General features: G+C 43.0%; 11 protein-coding genes. 3 read left to right on the top strand and 8 right to left on the bottom strand.

The window, feature by feature from the left end; translation table 11 throughout:
• Positions 1-282: 282 nt before the first annotated feature.
• On the bottom strand, positions 283-9,717 hold the full coding sequence (locus FD725_RS02070) for a DUF4347 domain-containing protein (RefSeq protein WP_179046585.1): 9,435 nt from the start codon (positions 9,715-9,717) through the stop codon (positions 283-285).
• Positions 9,718-10,451: 734 nt separating this feature from the next.
• Here FD725_RS02070 and FD725_RS02065 point away from each other — a divergent pair.
• Positions 10,452-10,967, top strand: coding sequence for a GNAT family N-acetyltransferase (locus FD725_RS02065; RefSeq protein WP_256871831.1), 516 nt, complete (start codon positions 10,452-10,454; stop codon positions 10,965-10,967).
• Positions 10,964-11,470 (top strand): GNAT family N-acetyltransferase, encoded by a 507-nt coding sequence (locus FD725_RS02060; RefSeq protein WP_179046584.1) that lies wholly within the window; start codon positions 10,964-10,966, stop codon positions 11,468-11,470. The genes FD725_RS02065 and FD725_RS02060 overlap by 4 nt, the downstream gene beginning before the upstream one ends.
• Before the next feature lie 98 nt (positions 11,471-11,568).
• Here the strand turns inward: FD725_RS02060 and FD725_RS02055 are convergent, their stop codons facing one another.
• From FD725_RS02055 to FD725_RS02040, 4 genes are all read right to left on the bottom strand, one after another.
• Positions 11,569-14,043 carry an HD family phosphohydrolase gene (locus tag FD725_RS02055; RefSeq protein WP_179046583.1) on the bottom strand — a complete coding sequence of 825 codons (2,475 nt, stop codon included), beginning with the start codon at positions 14,041-14,043 and terminating at the stop codon, positions 11,569-11,571.
• Between the two features lie 84 nt (positions 14,044-14,127).
• Positions 14,128-15,063, bottom strand: a complete 936-nt coding sequence (locus FD725_RS02050; protein ID WP_179046582.1) for an ADP-ribosylglycohydrolase family protein — start codon at positions 15,061-15,063, stop codon at positions 14,128-14,130.
• 240 nt (positions 15,064-15,303) lie between these two features.
• On the bottom strand, positions 15,304-15,747 hold the full coding sequence (aroQ, locus tag FD725_RS02045; RefSeq protein ID WP_179051382.1) for a type II 3-dehydroquinate dehydratase: 444 nt from the start codon (positions 15,745-15,747) through the stop codon (positions 15,304-15,306).
• A gap of 25 nt (positions 15,748-15,772) precedes the next feature.
• Positions 15,773-15,871: a DNA topoisomerase I gene (locus FD725_RS02040; protein WP_179046219.1), complete on the bottom strand. Its 99-nt coding sequence runs from the start codon at positions 15,869-15,871 to the stop codon at positions 15,773-15,775.
• A 359-nt stretch (positions 15,872-16,230) separates the two neighbouring features.
• On the opposite strand from FD725_RS02040, the gene FD725_RS02035 reads away from it, so the two are divergent.
• On the top strand, positions 16,231-16,383 hold the full coding sequence (locus FD725_RS02035; RefSeq protein ID WP_179046581.1) for a hypothetical protein: 153 nt from the start codon (positions 16,231-16,233) through the stop codon (positions 16,381-16,383).
• Positions 16,384-16,487: 104 nt separating this feature from the next.
• Here FD725_RS02035 and topA read toward each other — a convergent pair whose 3' ends face one another.
• The 3 genes from topA to FD725_RS02015 form a co-directional block, all read right to left on the bottom strand.
• Positions 16,488-19,133: a type I DNA topoisomerase gene (gene topA / locus FD725_RS02030; RefSeq protein WP_179046580.1), complete on the bottom strand. Its 2,646-nt coding sequence runs from the start codon at positions 19,131-19,133 to the stop codon at positions 16,488-16,490.
• A gap of 737 nt (positions 19,134-19,870) precedes the next feature.
• Complete coding sequence (locus tag FD725_RS02020) at positions 19,871-20,098, bottom strand: photosystem II protein, Psb35-related (protein ID WP_179046579.1); 228 nt, start codon at positions 20,096-20,098, stop codon at positions 19,871-19,873.
• 156 nt (positions 20,099-20,254) lie between these two features.
• On the bottom strand, positions 20,255-21,334 hold the full coding sequence (locus tag FD725_RS02015) for an ATP-dependent 6-phosphofructokinase (RefSeq protein WP_179046578.1): 1,080 nt from the start codon (positions 21,332-21,334) through the stop codon (positions 20,255-20,257).
• Positions 21,335-21,387: the final 53 nt, after the last annotated feature.

Here is a 21,387-nt window from a genome sequence, read left to right as displayed (position 1 = left end):
TGGGGGTTTAGTAGTACCAACCAAAGGTTTTTTTGGTGTGTTAGAGGTTGTTTGAAAAGTCCTCTTGTCTGTAACAAAACGTTTTAGATCCCCCTAAATCCACGCCAGTTTGCTCAAGTTGGGAAACCCGCCCACGCAACTGGCTCCTCTTAAAAAGGGGGACTTTAATTCATTTCCTTTTTAAGGGGGGTTAGGGGGGATCAGCCAGTGCTTAAAATCACAGTCAATCACTTTTAAAACATCCTCTTAGCCTACGGCATAACACACCCTACATCTAATTTGTTAAACGATGGCAATTGGTTGTAAATCTAATTTAAAAACAACGTCATTGTAATCGTTATCTCCTCCTCCGGGTAGGTCTTCAAAACCGAAGTGATTATTACCTAATAACCGCAGATGATCAAAGCCATCTTTGTTAGCTCCCAGGTAGGGGAAATAAATATTGGGATTGTTATTGGCGTTGTTATCTGTGAGTTGATTGATTGTGCCGTCAACAATTAAGAAAGGTGCTAAAATCTGCCCTCCTTGGAGTTGAATATCGATGTTTGTTTGCGAGCGATCGCTCACTTTTAACTCTAGATCAATTAGTCGTTTTTGTAATGCGACTTCTATATAACGTGCATCACCGGGATTGACTAAGACACCAAATTGATCGCGCACAGAACCTTGAGAATTTTCTACTACATAGAGTCCAGCGACATTATTAAACCTAGCTTCCCGCCAGATAGTAAAAGTAGCATTTAAAGTTTGACCGCTAAACTCTCGTAAATCAATGACTTCACTTTGATATTCTCCTTGCAAATCTGTCCCAAGGGGGGAATTGGTGTTAGTAATTTGCAATTCAATTTCGATATCATCAAACTTTTGGGAATTACCATTACCTTGGTTTTGCCAACGCAGTTTAAAATTACCATTGCTCAATTCTTCTGTACTGAGGGTGATAAATTGTCCACTACTATTAACTGCATTCCCGAACAGTACACGATTACTTTTACCAGCGATAACTAAGTCTGTGGTACTATTTTGGACTAGATAAAACTGTAAGCGATCGCCTGCCTTAAATTTCAAGTTTTTAACTGAGGTGAATTGCGGGAATAAGTTATTGCTTAATGTCGAGAAAATTACTTGTGCTGGTTGAGAACGATTGGGATTGAATGCAGCTGCTAAATATCCCGCTTCTCCTGGTAGTAAGCCGTTAACTCTGCCTTGTTCATCATCAACAACAAATACCCCAATTTCGTCTACTTCATCGCTATTTTCTTGAGTCAGAGTTATTTGCAATTGCAAGGTATCTCCCACCACTGTGAATAGATTTTTATTATTTATCAGTTGTGGTGTTTGTGGTGGTTGTGGTGGTTGTGGTGGTTGTGGTGGTTGTGGTGGTGATGGTGGTGCGATTACTTGTAGATTAACGTTAGCAGCTACACTCTTAAAGCCAAATTCATCAACGAATTGATAAGCAAATTCATCATCACCCTCAAAATCTGATTGGGGTGTATAAGTGATGAAGTCATCTGCTAAATCGTCGGGTGTATTGTTATCATCTAATGCAACCGTACCGTGGCTAGGTGAACTGTTGAGAGTGAAAGTTAAGCCAAATAGATTTAAGTTTTGGTCATTTTCTAGTAAATCTTGGACTTGAATCTGTACAGATTGATTAGTGGCTGTTGTTACCTCATCATCTTCGGGAATGGGTAAGTTAGATTCACCTGTGACTTCTATGGTGACAGTCGCCTCGTCTGTGTTAGTACCATCACTCAAAGTATAAGTAAAGGTATCTGCAACTACATCGCCAGGGATGATGGATTTGGGTGCTGTGTAGGTGAAGGAATTGTCATTATTTTTAGTAACTGTTCCTCCCAAGGCGGTATTAGCTGAGAAACTATCTATGCTGAGAGTACCGTTGGCGCTGATATCATTAGCCAAAACTTGAATCACTACAGGCGTATTTTCCTGGGTGCTGGCTGTGTCATCAATTGCATCTAACACCAAGGCTTCATAGCTACCGATATCCACCGTTGCACTAATGATGCGGTCAGCATCGCGTTGGTCTTTTGTCAAGCTAGTAACTGCGGTATTTGCACCAGCATTCAACGCGGGACTATCTTTTACTAAAGCGTGGGTGAGAGTTTTACCACCGTTATTGGTGAGGACTGGGTTTAAGACTTGATTGATGTTGGTGATACCAGTGCTAGCGAAGGTTTTATCGCCTGTAGTGGTGAATGCACCGGGGGAGTCCACACCAATCAAATTATTTCCCAGACTAGTGTAAATAATACCTGTGCTATCAAAATCGGCATTGATATCTGGTGCTAGTCCACTCAAATCTTGATTACCAGCGACAATGCTATTTTGCAATTGAATTTCTGATGAACTACCCGACTTATAGATAGCGATACCGCCACCGACACCATCGGGTTGATTGTTAGCATTGGCAGTATTCAGAGTAATGGTGGTATTTAATAGCTTCGTTAAACCTGCACTTTGGAAAATCCCACCGCCGTTATCATTGGCTGTATTACCACTAACTGTACTATTGGTGAGGTTAACAGTGCCGCCATTGTTGGAGATACCACCGCCATCATCGCCGGCGGTGTTGGTGCTAATGGTACTGCTGGTAATATTCAGAGTACTATTAGTACTAAAGATACCGCCACCTTCATCTTGAGCAGTATTATCACTGACAGTTGTTCCCTGCATATTCAGAGTAGCATTAGCCAGAGCGATCGCCCCCCCAATCCCCGCACTATTATCACTGCGATCGGCTAGGGCAATGTTTTCTGTCAGTTGACTATCTATTATCGTCAAATTGGCATTGCTAGCTGCATAGATAGCACCCCCAGCAGCATCAGCCCGGTTGCCTCTAAAAGTGCCACCTGTGACAGTCGTATTCCCTGTAACAAATAATGCTCCACCTTCCCGTTCTGCTAAGTTGCGGGTAAATTGAGAATCGGTAATTGTGGCAACGGCTGAGGAATTGCTGCTGCCATTGTTATAAATAGCCCCCGCTTGTCCACCACCATCATTATCTGTAAAGCTGCTATTGCTGACATTTAAAGCCCCAGCATTGTTAAAAATTGCCCCACCAATCGCTCCAACAACGTTACGGATAAAATGGCTATTGGTAATAGTCACCACGCCTGAATGATCATTGTTGAAGCCGTTGTAAATTGCCCCACCTTGGTCTTTAGCGAAGTTGTCAACAAAGGTGGTATTGTTGATAGTTAGATTAGCTTGATAGCTGCCAGAGTAACCTTCAGATGGATTAGCTACACTAAATCCAGGGTTAGCAGCATTGAGAATTGCCCCACCGATGGTTTTACTGTTGTTATTACGGAAGACAGCATCATTGATAATTAGATTGCCTTCGTTGCGAATGGCTGCACCCTGATTTGCACCAATCGAACCAGGAATGCTTTGTTCAATGCCATCTACCCCATCGCCGATGGTGACACCACTGAGTTTGAGAGTAGAACCGCGTCCGATATAGAAAATGCGTGAAGCGTTGTTACCACTAATGGTGAGATTTTCTGCACCTAATCCCACAATCTCGACATTATTCGGTAGCCATTGACCGATTAATAGTTGTCCTTGAGTCAGAGTGATGGTTTGAGGCGTGGTAGTATCTAGCTGGAAGCCAATAATCCAATTCCCCGCCTGAGAGGTGGCAAGTTGTACCGCTTCCCGCAAAGACATTTTGCCATCATTAGCATCCAGGTTGTCGGCTGTAGTGGTGACTAATAAGACATTACCACCCTGCAAAATTGGCATGGGTTGTACTGGAAGTTGTGGATTTTCCCCAACTATATTGACTAATACTTGTGCCGTTTGCAGTCCATTGGCATCCGTATAAGTAAAACTATCGATCACAGATTGGTTGCTAGTTAAATCGTCAAAGTTATCTCCAGGCTTGTAGGTGAAGAAGCCTGTACCATGATTGATGACTGTACCACCCAGTTGGGTTGTGATCACAGAGGAAGGTACTACCGTCGTCGAACCAGAATTGAAGGTGACGTTTTGACTATTCGTAGTTGTGGCTAGAGGATTAATCAAACCATCCAGAAATTCTACTGCACCAATATCCACCACTGAATTGATAATCCTGGCTTGTCCAGTAGCATCAGTTGCAGGTGCAAAAACATTATTCCCAGCATTAACTAAAACACTATTGCTTAACAGGCTATGGGTGAAGGTAAAAGCAGTCGCCGCATTATTGAACGCCAGAGTCGGATCGAGGATTTGGTTAAGATTGGTGAGTCCGGTACTAGCAAAAGTCTGATCTGTGGCTTCTTTGAACTCGCCAACACTATCCACACCAATAAAGTTATTACCCCGACTGATGTAGATACTACCGCCAGAAAAATTCACGAATGGAGTCTCACCGACATCTGGTGCAGAGTTACCTTGATTGCCGGCGATGATGGTATTGGCAATTTTGGCTGTAGAACTATCATTAAACAGTCCCCCACCGCTTCCTGTACTATTTTGATCAGCATCAGCCTTGTTCAAGACTAAAGTGCTGTTGGTTAGGGTGAGTTTAGTATTTTTTTGGTAAATCCCCCCACCAGAGTCTTTAGCTTGGTTGCCACTCAAGGTTGTATTGATAATCCGAGATAAGCTATTTTCTGTATAAACACCACCGCCTTGATCGCCAGAAGAGTTATTGCTAATGGTGCTATTGTGGACGGTGAAAGTGCCAGATCCTTGTTGATAAATCCCTCCACCAGCACTATCAGATATATTTCCATCAACTGTTGTATTAGCGAAAGATAAGATACCTCGATCACTGGTTATCCCTCCCCCTTTTCCACTAGCAGTATTTTTGATAAACTGACTGTTTTCGTCAATGAGTGTAGCATTGCTAGTGTCTAAATAAACAGCACCGCCGTCTCCCTGGGTAACAGTATTATTGCTGAAGGTGCTATTAATAGTGTTGACACGACTATTGTTAGTAATATACAAAGCACCACCACCATTGAGTCCGGTATTCTCCGTCAGGATGCTATTTGTCAGAGTCAACGAGTAGGGGTAGGCATTGTAGCGTTGGAAATTGTTGATAGCGATCGCACCACCTTTATCGTTAGCAGTATTCTGAGTAAAGCTGGTATTGTCAAGAAAAGCGATCGCATCTAACAGTACTGCCCCACCTTGATTTTCGGCTTTATTGTTACTAAAGTCGCTATTTGTGATAGTTAAAAACGGATTGCTGCTCCCATAATTGCTACCCTTGTGGTGGTAAATTGCCCCACCACCACCGCTATTAGCTTGGTTGTTGCGGAATATGACACGATTAATTGTTAAGTTGCCTGAGTTATCAATTGCCCCACCTTCACCAGCCAACCCATTAGCCAGAGTTAAATCTTGCAGGGTGAATTTGGGTGGCAGCTTATTGCTAAAACTGGAAACTGCCGGTTCATTAAAATCACTCTCAACTTTAAATATGCGAGTAGTAGCATTACCATCAATCGTTAAGCTATCAACGCCTGTTCCCGATATCTCGATATTGCTACTAATGACTAGTTCACTACCCAAAGTAATAGTCTGTGAACCAGTACCTAAATTAAAATCAATAACTGCATCTCCAACAGTGCGATTGGCATAACTAATCGCTTCCCGCAGCGTTGTTACACCATTGTTGATATTATTGTCATCGGTGTCGGCGGTACTGTTAATGGTGATTCTGGTAATGATCGTGTTGGCTGGTGTCGTGACTGGTGGTAGAACAGGACTCAGTTGTGTGCCGGCTGGTGGTAAAGTTTCACCTGATTGCACTTCATAAGCACCAATATCTGCCGTACCGGTGCGAGTTACACCTGTTTGATCTGTTGTCAAAGTAGTGCTACCACTATCAATAGCCAGACTACCCTCAACCAGTAGATGAGTCCCTGCTATCAAATTAGGATAGATGACTTGGGAAATATCTGTAATGCCAGCGCTGGCAAAAGTGCGATCGCTAGGACTTAAGAAAAAGCCATTGGTAGTTGTGCGACGGTCTATACCAATTAAATTGTTACCCAGACTGGTAAAATTAGAAGTACTGCTGGTAAAGGATGATTGCCCGACATCGGGAGCGATACCACTGTAATCAATATTCCCGGCAATGATGCTGTTGCGGACTTTAGCATTACCATCAGCATATATACCACCACCAAAGCCTCGGAAATCGCCATCAGCATTACCGACGTTAAAGGCAACTGTCACACTATCTAAATTGATTGACCCATAACTCAGGAAAATTCCCCCGCCGTTATTCGCTGCTTGGTTGTAGCTAATCGTCGTATTAGAAATGTTATGGTTGCTACTACCACCACTTATGGCAATACCACCACCTTGATCATCAGCAATATTGCCATAGATGGTGCTGTCGCTTACATCAACAGTGCCGCTAGTGTAGCTAAAGATCGCGCCACCTTCTTTCTGGGCATAGTTATTGTTAAGCAGGCTACCAGTCAGATTTAAGGAACCATTAGAGTTAGCGATCGCCCCCCCAATTCCGGCAATTCCCAGGCGATCGGCTACAGCCGAGTTGTAGCTAAACAGACTATTGGCGACAGTAATATCACCTGTATTGAACACTGCACCGCCAGCATTATCAGCCCGGTTGTAGAGAAACTGGCTACTGATCAAGCTAGTAGTTCCTGTGTTGAAAATTGCCCCACCTTCTCTATCAGCTAGGTTATAGCTAAAAGTACCTCCCAGAACTGATAAAACAGCATTGGGATTTGTCCCACCATTGTTATAGATCGCACCAGCTTGATCACCACCAAAATTATGACTAAAGTCGGTGTTGGTAATGCTCAAACCACCATTATTATTAAAAATTGCCCCACCAATCGCCAAAGCCCGGTTCTGCTCAAAACTGCTATTGCTAATAGTGACTGAGCCACCACTGCCAGTAAAGCCGTTATAAATTGCCCCACCTTGATCTTTAGCAATATTATTAATGAATTGAGTGTTATTGATCGTCAGACTGGCATTGTAAAGAGGCGCATCATTGGCATCACCACCACTGCTACCATTAGCGATCGCCCCACCGATAGTTTCTGAACGGTTATCTCGCAATACACTATCATTAATAACTAATATGCCTTGGTTGCGAATTGCCCCACCTTGGGAAATCCCTGGAAATACAGAATTATTAGCCCGATCTATGCCATCAGCTAAAGTTAAGCCATTCAGGGTTAATTTGCCGCCAATATCGACGAAAAACAACCGGGATTGCTGATTACCACTAATAGTTAGCGCATTTGCCCCTGTACCTTGGATCGTGATATCGCTATTGGGGAGAACCTCTAACTGTCCTTTAGTTAAGGTAATGGTTTGTTCCCCAGATAAATTGAAACCAATTGTCCCATTACCTAAATTGTTGAGAGTGGCGATCGCTTCTCGTAAAGATGTGACACCATCGTTAGCATCGACAACATCTAGATTAGTGGTGACAATGACCAAATTAGCAACATTCCCGACATTGACCGTTACCTCAGCCGTACTTGTGCCACCATTACCATCACTGAGAGTATAGGTAAAAGCATCTGTACCAGTAAATCCGCCCGTCGGTATATAAGTAATGGTACTATTGGGATTAACAATTACCTGACCATTACTAGGCTGACTAGCAATGTTAGTGATTTGTAGGCGATCGCCATCATCTACATCTAGATCATTTGCCAAAGGATTAAACGTCAGAGATCCAATGATCACATCGTCTACGCCCGCAGGTGCTTGATTAAGACCAACCACCTGTACATTTACCGTCTTAATTCCCTCACTATCAGCAAAGGTAATCGTATCAATTACCGTTTCTCCTGCGGCCAAAGTCTGAAAAGCTGCGCCAGGAGTATAAACAACCTGTCCATTACCTTGATATGTGACATCAGCACCTAATTGACTGTAGGGATTCAGTGCTGTCAAAACAGTAGAACCTGTATTAATAGTTACAGATAAATCATTCTCATTGATAGAGTTTGTCGGAATTGTCCCTGTACCTGTAAACTCAACTGCACCAATATCAATGCGGAAATTTTCTATTCGGGATTTTCCTGTTGCATCCGTTGCCAAACTTACCCAAGATGGTAATCCCCCATCAATCGCCCGACTCCCCGCCACTAAAGCATGAGTTAACGGTGAACCCAAAGCCGCACCATTTAACGCCAAAGTCGGATCTAAAACTTGATTAATATCATTAATCCCCGCATTGACAAAAGTAATATCAGTCTCTTCTGTAAACTGTTTGACTGTATCCTCACCAATTAAATTACCGCCCAAGCTAATATATAGTCCCGAACTTCCCTTAGCTAAGTCTGCATTCTCTGCCGCCCGATTACCTGCAACAATACTATTGCTAACTCTAATCGTGCCACCATCATTAAAAAATCCCCCCCCACGCCCAGAACCACTATTATCGCTATCAGCTACGTTCAGAGTTACAGTGCCGTTATAAACACTGAGTTTGCCTTTATTAAACACCGCCCCACCATCACCAGTGGAACGGTTATTGCTAAACGTGCTTTGAATTAATTCAACATTGCCCCCATCATCAAAAATTGCCCCCCCAGCCACAAAACTAGGCGAATTTGCCGCACCACCAGCTTGGTTATCAACAAACAAACTCCCACTAGCGGTGAGAGGTTTAGCCGCATTGAATATTGCCCCCCCTAATGCGGCGGCTGTATTACTTTGGAAGGTGCTATCTGTGAGGCGTAAAATTCCCTGACTGAAAATTGCCCCCCCAACGCCACTACCACCGCTACCATCCATCACGGCGGTGTTATTTTTAAAGGTGACATGATCCACATTCAAGCGTGCATTTTGATCACTGAAAATACTACCCCCCGCCTGATCTTTACCATTGATCAAAGTCAGGTTTTCCAGTGTCAATTCTTGTAATGCACCGATATAAAAATGGCGATTATTATTACCACCATCTAGGGTAATCTTGGCTGCACTTCCCCCATCAATAGTAATATTGCCAAAAATGCCCAAACTACTACTCAAGAGGATAGTTTGGGGCTGGCTACCTAACTCAAATCGAATCAGATGGGCTTCATTTTTATTCCCATTAGCGGCATTAATTGCTTCTCGTAAAGTAGTAATGCCATTACCCAAATTGCCATCATCATTATCGCCAAGGCTATTAACTATATAAGTAGCAAGAATACTTGGATAGCTAGCTAAAACATCAGATGGAAAGATAGCTAGAGGATGAATCTTACTTGTCCTAGCTTCTAGATACCAGTTACCACCCAAAGCAGAATTACCAGTTAAAGTCCGAGAAGCAGCAATTTCTATTTGTAATATCTCATGCAATTGTGAGAGAAATTCCTCTCCCGCATCTCCAGCAGCCACCTGACAACCATAGATGAATAACTCACCGCCAGATTGAAAACCTTGAAACCATTTTTGTAAGTAAAATTTATACTTTTCAATCGTTGTCAAACTTAATTCCGTATTACCAAGGTACAAGCAGCCTGGAGAACCATGACTAATCAGATGCACTTGTTTCCAACCAGAACCTTGTTGCAGAATTTGTGTAATTTGCTCTACACCATCTTGGTAAGCATCAATCACCGCTACTTCCACACCAGACTGCACACCAGACAATAGATGTAAGTAATCTGGTACTTGAGAATCGAGAATTAATAATACTGGAGAATGAATATTATTCTTAACAAACTTTGCTTCCGTGTAAACACCTTGACCAACTTTACAGTAATACATAAATAAGCGTGTAAATTATATAACTGTCAACAAGAATTGGCAATCAAAATAACTCACGTTTTATGTAATTGTCAGTAAGTGAAAACACGTATTTTTATCAAAAAAGTGAAGGTTTAAAACCGTACTACATCCCGCTACGCTCTAAGCGTTCGCGTAGCGTCTCGTAGAGAAGCCATGCCGCAGGCTTTACGCCCCTTGTGGGCGAAACAGTCCTTATATCCGAAGGTAGGCAGTGCTGCCTAATCACTAAAAATCGCTTTTTTGCGATAAAATTAGTAGTATGCGTAACCATTAGCCAAACAATGCCAGAAACACGGATTATTTTCTTTCAGGATGATCAAAGAGAAGTCCGAGTCTTAAAGGACGTTGGAAAAGTCTGTTTCTTTGTCATGTTGAATGCAGCGTAGCGGAATGAAACATCTCGGTACGTGCCACAAAACCTAGATTCTTCCTGACGCTCCGCTCCAGTCAGAATGACATTTTTATACCTACTGAAACTTTTCCAACACCCTCTTAGAGGTTGTTTGAAAAGTCAAAAAGTACTGAACCAGAGGAACAAACAGATGAAGAAAACTAATGATGCACTAAAAATTATTAAAAGAATGATGAAAGAAGATCCAGAATTACAAGAGATGGTTAGAGAATCATCAATAAATTTGGTATTAGCCTTGCCATAGCACAACATATTGCTACAATTCATTCGGCAGTTTTCATCAATATAATATGTATATAATATGTTGTTAAAAATCATCCCAGCAGAGACAGAAGTACATCAGGCTTCTGCTCAAAAGATTTTCTTAGAATATGCTCAGGAGTCTAATTTGATATTGAGCCGTGAATTTAATCTTAGTTTTGATATCAATGAAATTTTAGCCCAGTACATGATGCAAATTTCACAATTTACATCGCCAACAGGATGCTTACTCTTAGCAGAATATGAAACAAAAACAGTTGGTTGTGCTGGCTTGCGAAAGATTGATGAGGGTATAGGAGAAGTCAAAAGGATCTATGTACAACCAGAGTTTCGGCAAAAAGGTATAGGTACTTGTTTATTGAAAGCTATAATCCATGAGGCTCAAAGAATTGGTTACTCAAGACTACGCTTAGATACTGCACCTTTTAGCAGTGCCGCATTAGCACTTTATTATTCACTCGGCTTTCAAAATATTGAGCCTTATATAGAAAAAATCGAAATTCCTCTCGAATATCGCCAAAATTGGATTTTTATGGAATTAATTTTACCATCATGAATATTCGTTGTGAAAATTCATCAGATTATCTGGCGATCGCCACAATTAATCAGCTAGCATTTGGACGTGACAATGAGGCTCAACTGATAGCAGCTATTCGGATGTCTGAATTTTCTATTCCCGAACTGGCTTTAGTGGCAGAAGTTGATCATGTTGTAGTTGGACATATTCTTTTTAGTTACATTAATTTGGTAGATGAAGTTACATTTAAAGTTATCAGTTTAGCACCGATCGCTGTTCATCCTGATTTTCAAAAACAAGGTATTGGCACTCAATTAGTGCAAGCTGGGTTAGCCAAATTAGCGACGAGAAAAGAAGTCATGGTAATTGTCTTGGGTGATCCGCAATTTTATACTCGTTTTGGGTTTGAACCATCAGTGAAGTATGACATTGCTAGTCCTTTTCCAGTTCCCGAAGATGTATTTATGGTCAAGCCTCTCCCAGGTTATCAAGCAAAATATCGAGGCAATGTAATTTATCCACCAGCTTTTAATCAAGTTTAAATTGGGTCAGCTAAAATCTTTATTCCTATTGCCTAATGACCAATGACTATTGACCAATGACTATTGACTATTGACCAATGACTATTGACCAATGACTTTCACACCTTTACTTTAGGATAAGCAATGCGCTTGTGATGGAACTGTTGCCAAACTTCGACGAAAATTTCGGCAATTTGTGACATTTCCTCTCTAGTTAAGCCTGAATCTATGAGTTGATTGTCTTGCCATCTGGCACGGAGAATATTATTAAGTACAGTTACAGCTTGTTCATGATTCACATCTTTAAGCGATCGCAGTGCCGCTTCACAAGCATCAGCTAGCATCACAATACCTGTTTCCCGCGATTGGGGAATTGGGCCATCATAACGAAAATCGTCATCATCCAGGATAATACTCGGATCATTCTCAGCCATTTGTTCTGCCTGATGATAAAAATAGGCAATCAACATTGTGCCTTGATGTTCGGGAATAAAAGCTTGAATTGCAGTGGGTAAAAGGTGTTTACGTGCCATCACTAACCCTTCAGTGACGTGCTTTTTAATAATTGCTGCACTCTTCCAAGGATCTTGAATTTCGGTTTCGTGTTTATTCGGCCCGCCCATTTGATTTTCAATAAATCCCAAAGGGTCGTGCATTTTGCCAATATCGTGATATAATGTCCCAGCCCTAACCAACTCTACATTACAACCAAGTTTTTTCGCAGCCGCTTCTGCCAAAGTTGCCACAAACAAAGTATGCTGAAAAGTCCCTGGTGTTTCTGTGGCTAATCTTTTTAATAAAGGTCGATTGGGGTTAGCTAATTCTGCCAACCGAATTGGCGTAACTAAATCAAATACTTTTTCTAAATAAGGGCTTAAACCCAAAGCCACAATACTCCAAGCCAAGCCAGATAACGCAAATAACCCAGCTTCTTGGAGAATGACATACCAACCCGCCCCAAAAGCCGCACCAATTAAGACTTTGATCAGCAGATAAACACCACCTTGCATCCCAGCGATCGCCATACCCAACAGGGCTAATTCCTCACGCGATCGCAATCTCTGCGCCAAATAACTCCCTAAAATTCCACCCGCCGCCCCAGCTAATAACCCAATGATGCTCACTTCCATGCTGATCACTAGCATGACCAAGAGTAATCCCACTACGGTGACACCCAAGGTACGCCCGTAGAAACTACCCAATAACAAACCCACAGCAGCCCAAGTAGTGTATGGTATACCAACTGCTAGCACCCCTGGTGTACTCAGAGTCAGCAGTAAAACTAACAGGCGATCGCGTTGACGTAAAGGACACTGATTGCGCTTTTCCAGCAAGACGAATACACAAATAGCCCCAGTCGTAATACTTGCCAGCTTGAGCAAACCCAACCAGTTATTTTCCCGGCGAATCAGTTGATAATGTTCTAATATCTCAAAATCCCAGGCGGTAATTTTTTCTCCCTTATGGACAATCACCGTCCCTTGCTTCACCTCAACTAGTACGGGGGCGACAATCGCGGCTGCTTGTTTTGCTTGTTGTTGCGTTTGTTCCTGATCTTCCTTGAGATTGGGTTGCAGCACAGCTAGTAGTACTTTAGTTGCTAAAGTTTCCGCATTTTTCGGGACAAATGTTTGTACTTGTAAACTGACTGCATTTTGTAGAATATTCTGGGGTAAGCCGGGGGGAATACCTTGAGCGAGAATCCGTTCTGCACTTTGGCGAATTCCCTGTTGTGTGTGTGTCCACTCGTTATCAGACAACTCTAACAAAATGGTGTCGTGATAGACTGTCTGTGTGGCGATCGTGTCTAGGTTTAAAAGTTGGACACTAGCTTGAGCATAAGCCAGCCTTGCTTGAGCAATTTGAGTTACAAGTGTAGATAGGTTCTGCTCGCCGGTAGTGACACGATAAGTGGCTAATTCTGCTAAGGCTTGGATAAACTCTGTCTTGACGTTAACTTCAACATTTTTAGCTACTGGAGAAGATAAATTTGCTGTGGGATGAGTCGAGTCAATAGAGATACCTTGGACTTGGCTTTCCTGAATTTGCTCAACACTAGAATGCTTTTGTGAAGATTGGCGTTTTTTGGAGCGATCGCCTGATTTTTGAGTAAAAAATCCTACTTCTCCTTGACCTGTATTTTCTATGGCTGCTAAAACTCCCTGCCATTCTGAATCAGAACAAGAACGTAGATAGTGCTGGATCGGTAAAGACAATACTGAGGTATCAAAAAACGGAAATGAACCAGCAGAAATGCGGATTTCGTTACCTTCATTCAGGATTTTTTGTAAATATTGGTCAATTTGTGCTGTAGTTTTGGCATCAACCATTAACACTGGTGTGGAGCTTTTACTGGCTGCTTTGCGTTTTAAGTCAGTTTGTTGCTGATCTTCGATGTTAGCAGTACGTGGCGCTCTAATTGTCTGTGGCGCGGCTGTGCCGATTTTTAATTGGGGTTGATTGTATAACTTATGACCCACAACACCCGTAAGGGATACAACTGCGATCGCCAAAACAATAGAGGAACGCTTTTCATGCACCCAGCTCCAATTTATTGCATCTATCCCAGTGTGATTTTTGACCGATTTTACCATTCCCGGTTTCTAAGCTTCAAAAGCTGATAGAAAGAGCCTTTTGATTTTCTTGATTTGTGAACTCCCAGACCGATTTTTTAGAAATTAATGCCCCCGAATGATTCGAGGTGCAGCATAAACAGACAAGGGAACTTGTTGCTCAAACATGATACATCCGTGTTCGGAAAACTCCCTTGGATATGCAGTCAGATGATAAACTCCTGACCACACTGCGGCAAGGGCATCGCCCAATTCTAACATTTGCCAGAGCTTGCTTTCTCCTGTGGCTGCTGAGTTCTTACCTAAAAGTGCCACCTGCCAATTAACGGGAATACCGACAGTACTGTTATAACTTCCAGATAAAGCACCAGTTATGGCAATGATTGTCTGTGCATAAACAGAGTTGAGTTTTACTGTCTGCAACATTGTTAAACGCAAGTCTTCTAAGGTGCTAAGAAAACAGTAAAATCCTACAGCCAAAGCACTACTGAGCTTTTCTGTACCATTCAACTCACTTAGCAATCTTGTTAACCCAGATCCTTGAGTCACAGCTTGATTGACTTTTAGTAAATTTTGTGGTATTGAGGTGTGAGTGTCGCCAATAAAAGAAATTATTTGCGGAATGAGAGTTTGGGGTTGGAGTTTTTCTGTAAGTGATTGAGCGATCGCATATCCTATTGCTAGAGTACCATCACGGATAATTGCGTCATCGCTCCAGATTTTCACCACTTCCAGCAAATTTTGCTGCAACTTAACTGGATTTTCGTGGAAAAATAATGCTACGGGTATCGTCGCTAAAATAATTTTGAGTGTAATACTTTCAGCTGTACCTGAACTAAAAAATTCTTGTTGGTAAATTTCTCGCCAATCATCTAAATCTAGTCTTCCCAGCCTCACCAAACTTCCACAGCCAGTAATCACAGCTGGAATAATTTGAGAGTCAACTGTCTGCTGTACTGCTTCCCCACCAGGAACTAAACCCGCACCTATAACTGTTCCCAATAAAGTCCCTCTAAACCTACTCACCAGTGAATAACGCATAATCTTAAAGAATTAAAAAGGAAGTGCTGAGTGCTGTTAGCGGAAGCGGGGCGTTCAGCCCGTGCTGAGTGTGGGAGTGAGGGAGTGAGGGAGTGCTGAGTGCTGAGTAAAGAGTGAGGGAGTATGGGAGGGAGTAATAATTCTAATGACTAATGACTATTGACTAATGACTATTGACTAATGACTATTGACTAATGACCATTGACTAATGACTATTGACTAATGACCATTGACCACTGACTATTCCCTCAAATTCTGTACCAACGCCTGTAAGCCCAACAGATAGCTTTGTACACCGAAACCGCTAATTTGTCCAATAGCTACCGGGGCGATGTAAGAATGATGGCGAAACTCTTCTCGACGATGAATATTACTCAGATGAACTTCCACAGTAGGTAGATTTACACCAGCGATCGCATCTCGTAAAGCTACACTTGTATGGGTATAAGCTCCTGGATTAATCAAAATTCCTTGGTGTTTCCCCAAAGCCTCATGAATAGCATCTACTAAAACTCCTTCATGATTTGACTGGAGGGGAAAAATTTCTGCCTGTAATTTTAGGGCTACTTCTGCTAACAAACTATTAATCTCAGCCAAGGTGGCAGAGCCATAAACCCCTGGTTCCCTTTGTCCCAGCAAATTCAGGTTTGGCCCATGCAGCACCAAAATACTTAGAGGTTGCACTGTCAAGTCTCGTACCTTCAGGCTATTAGCGACGACGAGAGCGATTATCTACAGGAATCGGAATTAGTTCCGGTTCCGGCTCCGCTTCTGGCCCCATCAGGGCTTCAATCAGCTTACGGGCCAATTCTTTCAGTTTTTCCAGTACTTTTTCTATATAGTCCATTAAACTGACTGCTCCTGAGATACTACCTCAAATTTGATTAACAGCTACGCAGAAACTGGCGTAATCTTGCACCTCTGACCTGCATTTGGGCTGATACACACTTTTATGTTACGGACATAGGCCACTTTATGAAATCTTAGTGTTGTTATCTCCCTTACTTTTTAGAGTATCACATTAGCAGCCGATCAGACCTCATGCTGCCAAACAAGGGCATTTGGTAGCTATAGTCAAAACTCAATGGTTTTGAGTGAATGGTCAAGTGTGAATTGGCGCATCAGGCATTAATGAAAATTTAATATTTACTCAAAGGTCAATGGTCAATGGTCAATGGTCAATGGTCAATGGTCAATGGTCAATGGTCAATGGTCAATGGTCAATGGTCAATGGTCAATGGTCAATGGTCAATGGTCAGCACCAGCACTCCCCCACTCCCCAAATCAGTTACCAGTTATCAGTTATCAGTTACCAGTTAATAAACGTTCACTGTTTACTGTTCACTGTTCACTGTTTACACCCCTCACTCCCTCACTCAGCACGGGCTGAACGCCCCGCTTCCGCTAACAGCACTCACCACTCTTCACCCACTCTTTTTCTTAGTAGCTGTGGTTGACGACTTAGTGGTTGACTTAGATTTGCTGGTTGTGGTTTTAGTGGTTTTGCGTGTAGATTTAGCCGTTGATGCTTTAGCTGAAAGTAATTCTAAAGCGCTAGCGAGAGTAACATCTTCGACTGAAGTACCTTCGGGAATACCCACGTTTGTCTTACCGTGTTTGATGTAAGGGCCGTAAGGGCCATCGTAGATATTAATTGGTGCATCGTCTTCTGGATGTGTACCCAATTCCCGTAAGGCGGCTTTTGATTTACTACTATTCGCACCACGGGTCTTTTTCGGCTCAGATATCAACTCCAGCGCTCTTGCTAAAGAAATTGTTAAGACATCATCACTGGCTTTGAGGGAACGATAGTCTTTACCTTCCTTACCTTGGTCATGGACGACATAGGGGCCAAAACGTCCTAAACTGGCTTGAATTTTTCCGCCCGTTTCGGGATGCACTCCCAACAACCGGGGAAGCGACAATAAACCAACGGCTATCTCTAGGGTGATGTTTTCTGGTGTCACACCCTTGGGTAGAGAAGCTTGTTTAGGCTTAGGATTCTCATCGGACTTGTCACCTAACTGAACATAGGGGCCATAAGCACCTATTTTCACGTAAATCGGTTCTCCCGTTTCCGGATGGCGACCTACTTGGTCTGGACCCACAGTTTTTTGGCGGAGGATAACTTCAACTTGTTTGGGATCGAGGTCTGCTGGTGTCAGGTCTTTGGGAATCGAAGCTGTGACTACACCATCACCATTATCGACTTCGATGTAGGGGCCATATTTACCAATCCGAACTTTAGCTGCTAAATTTTCCAGTTCTACGGTTCTGGCTTCACTCGCATCGATTTGACTTTCTCGTTCTTTTACCAGGGTTTCTAAACCTTTATCCCCCAGATAAAATTCCCGTAAGTAGGGTAGCCATTCCGCTTCACCATCGGCAATATCATCCAAGGTTTGCTCCATTTTGGAGGTAAAACTGGGGTCAACGATGTCAGGAAAGTGTTTTTCTAACAGGTCGGTGACGGCGAAAGCGGTAAAAGTGGGGATAAGAGCATTATTCACCAACTGGGTGTAACCCTTGTCGATGATTGTGCCGATAATGCTGGCGTAGGTACTAGGACGACCAATACCTTCACTTTCTAGGGTTTTGACGAGAGTGGCTTCGGTGTATCTAGCTGGGGGTTGGGTTTCGTGACCAACTGCTGCGATATTTCGGCAATCTGGATGATCTCCTACTTTGAGACTAGGTAAAATTACTTCTTGGTCTTCTAAAGCTGCTTCTGGGTCATCAGAACCTTCAACATAAGCCCGGAGATATCCAGGGAAGTCAATCCGCTTACCAGAGGCGCGGAAACCAGCATCCTCAACTTGTAACTGGACGGTGATTTGAGTTTGGCGAGAGTCAGCCATTTGGCAAGCAACAGTCCGCTTCCAAATCAAATCATACAGAGCCAGTTCTCGACCGCTTAAACCAGTTTCCTGGGGGGTGCGGAAGCTGCTACCCGCCGGTCGGATGGCTTCGTGGGCTTCCTGTGCGCCTTTGGATTTGGTGGTGTATTGCCTGGGTTGGGGGCTGAGGTACTGTTTGCCGTACAATTGTTCTACACAACTGCGAGCTGCGGCGATCGCCTGTTCTGACAAATGTACGGAATCTGTACGCATATAGGTTATATAACCCTGCTCATACAAATTCTGGGCAATGCGCATGGTGTCGCGGGCTGAGAGACGCAGTTTCCGGTTAGATTCTTGCTGTAATGTCGAGGTGGTGAACGGTGGCGCAGGTTTGCGCGTCACGGGACGTTCTTCGACTTCAGACACATTCCAGGGTTTACCAGTTACCCGTTCCTTCAGAGCTATGGCATCTGCCTCTGTCAGCAGCACTACATTGCGCCCAGTGGTAATTCTTCCCGTGTTTGGGTCAAAATCACTCCCGGTTGCTACTTTCGTGCCTGCTAGGGTAGTTAGCTGGGCTGTAAATGGGGTTTTTGCCTGTTCTAGGTCAGCTTTTAAATCCCAGTATGTACCTTCGCGGAAAGCTCGACGCTGGCGTTCTCTATTTACCAAGAGGCGCACGGCTACAGACTGCACCCGTCCAGCAGATAATCCCCAGGCAATTTTTTTCCACAACAGAGGGGAAAGTGTGTAACCTACCAACCTATCCAAAATCCGCCGCGTTTCTTGGGCGCGAACTAACTGCTCATCGATCTCACGGCAGTCTTTTAAAGCTTTTTTGATGGCTTCTTGAGTAATTTCATGAAACACCATCCGCTTCGTCGGGACTTTTGGCTTGAGCAACTGGTATAAATGCCAACTAATGCTTTCGCCTTCTCGGTCTTCGTCAGTTGCCAGTATCAGTTCACTTGCATCTTTGAGCGCATCTTTGAGCTGGGTGACAACTTTCTTTTTGTCTTTGGGGACAACATACACTGGTTCAAAGTCCGCATCCACATTTACCCCAAGTTGGGCCCATGTTTCGCCTTTGACAGTGGCAGGAATGTCACTAGCTGATTGGGGTAAGTCACGGACATGACCCATCGACGCTTCTACCCGATAGTCTTTTGGCAGATAGTTGCGGATAGTACGAGCTTTTGTTGGAGATTCGACAATGACGAGAGTTGACATGGAATTTCAAAAAAAGAGTAGCTGTTAAGCTAAAGAGTCAAGTTGAGGTAATTTCGACGAAATGTCAAGAGGAAACGTCACGCTTGCTGTAGTTTGAGCCTCATAAAAAATGTTTACTAGGGTAAAAATCCGGCAAACTTCAGGTGTAGTTCTTTTTAGAGCATAAGGGATGAATCATGCTAGCTGGAATTTTCAGCTATTTCCATCTTTAACTTATCAATGGCAAAATTGGCGACTACAGTTTCCAAAATACCCCACGAGTTTAGTACAACGATAGATGGGAATTGGGTATCGGTGATTGGGAATTGGGAAAAATTTAGCCCAGTCCCCAGTCTCTAGTTTCCCGTCCCTCATATCCTGTGCCAAAATTAAATCAAAATTGCGAGCAAAAGCGAAGTGGGATTTGTACCTATCCCTAAGGCAAAACTATGCAAGGAATACGTCAAGGCGATGTTATTTTACTATCTATACAGCAAGTTGCCGGAGAAATGATACCTCACTTAACTTTGGCAGAAGGGGAAGTAGAGATTTTACCGTAGAGACGTTGCAGTGCAACGTCTCTACAAGGATTTCGGGCAACGATGTCTATATTGATGCTGAAAATTCCGCAAAAACACGAGCCTGACTCTTGGCGTTATGTCGTTGATGGAAAATGATAATTTATATAAGCAAAATAGGGTGGGCAAATCATACCCACCCCAATACTTGATCAACATTTTCGTGAGCAACCTTTCTCGCTATCGAGGCAATGTCCGGCTGGTGTAAGCATCCATTGCATAGGCGGGAGTGCGATCGCTGTAGTCTGTATCTATGCCTGTAATAGACTTGGCTAATTTTTCAAAAGCGTCAGAACGCCAGTTTCTCTCGTGGATGGGTTTTTTCTGTTCTCCTAAAAAGTAAGCTAAAGAACCTAAAACAGACGCTGCTACCCAACCCAAAGCTAATACCGCAAATAAAATCGTCATCACAACCTCTTTCTTATATTTTTGTAACTTTATGTAAAGAAATATAACTTTATTGCAATAGTATTCGCAATACTTCTTAAGGTGTGCATACCGATAAAGATGGTAGGGTATTCACTACAGCGTTGAGTCAGTTATTGTGAATTGTTTTGTCAAGGATCAATCTCCTAGATAAATTCCCAAACCACGAGCAGTATTGACTAAAGTATCTTCTGGATTGACGGCTCGATACTGAGCGATCGCTTCTGCAATGGGTACAGCTAAAACTTGGCGATTTTGCCAGGAAACCATGTAATCATATTTACCTGCTTCGATGAGGTTAACGGCGGCGACACCAAAGGCAGATGCGACTAACCGATCTAGGGGTGAAGCTGTACCACCACGTTGGATGTGTCCTAAGACTGTAACTCGTGTTTCTGCACCGATGCGATCACTAATTTGATCAGCTAGGTATTCACCAATACCACCGTATCGAGATTGACCTAAACGATTGGTCATCGTGAGCGTGTCACCATCTTGTGTCCGCACTGCTTCGGAAACAATAATTAAACAATAGTTTTTGCCTTTGTCTTGGCGTTGTTTAATTTTGTGACAAATGTGTTCTAGATTGTAGAGAATTTCGGGAATGAGGATGACATCTGCACCGCCAGCAATTCCCGCAGCGATGGCAATGTGTCCAGCATCACGCCCCATCACTTCTAAAATCATGACTCGACTGTGAGAAGCGGCAGTAAAATGTAAGCGATCTAGTGCTTCCGTGGCAATATTCACTGCCGTATCAAAACCGATGGCGTGTTCAGTAATGCCAATATCATTATCGATAGTTTTGGGAATCCCCACCAAATTAATGCCGCCTTGTTGGGCTATGCGCCGAAGAATGGCTAAACTACCATCACCACCAATGCCAATCAAAGCATCTAGACCGAGTTGATGATAACCGGCAATAATTTCGGCAGAGCGATCGCATACACTACCATCAGGCATAGGAAAAGCAAAAGGATCACCCTTATTGGTAGTTCCTAACATTGTCCCACCAGAAGTTAACAGAGGGTCTACTAAGTCAATTTCCAGTTTTGTAAATTGTGGTGGATTTGCCATTAATCCCAGTGTCGCTTGACGAATCCCTAATACTTCCCAACCTTTACCAGCAGCACAATGCACAACAGCCCTGATAACTGCATTCAAACCAGAGCAATCTCCCCCACTAGTAAGAATGCCAATCCGTTTAGATTTACCCATATCTTTCTTAATATTTCCCAAGTGCAATAGTTTTCTCTAATTTCTAGAGATAA

Origin of the sequence: Nostoc sp. TCL26-01 (assembly GCF_013393945.1) — a bacterium.
Taxonomy (GTDB): Bacteria; Cyanobacteriota; Cyanobacteriia; order Cyanobacteriales; family Nostocaceae; genus Trichormus.
Note: the sequence above shows the minus strand (reverse complement) of the source record. Positions and strands in the feature narration are given on the sequence as shown.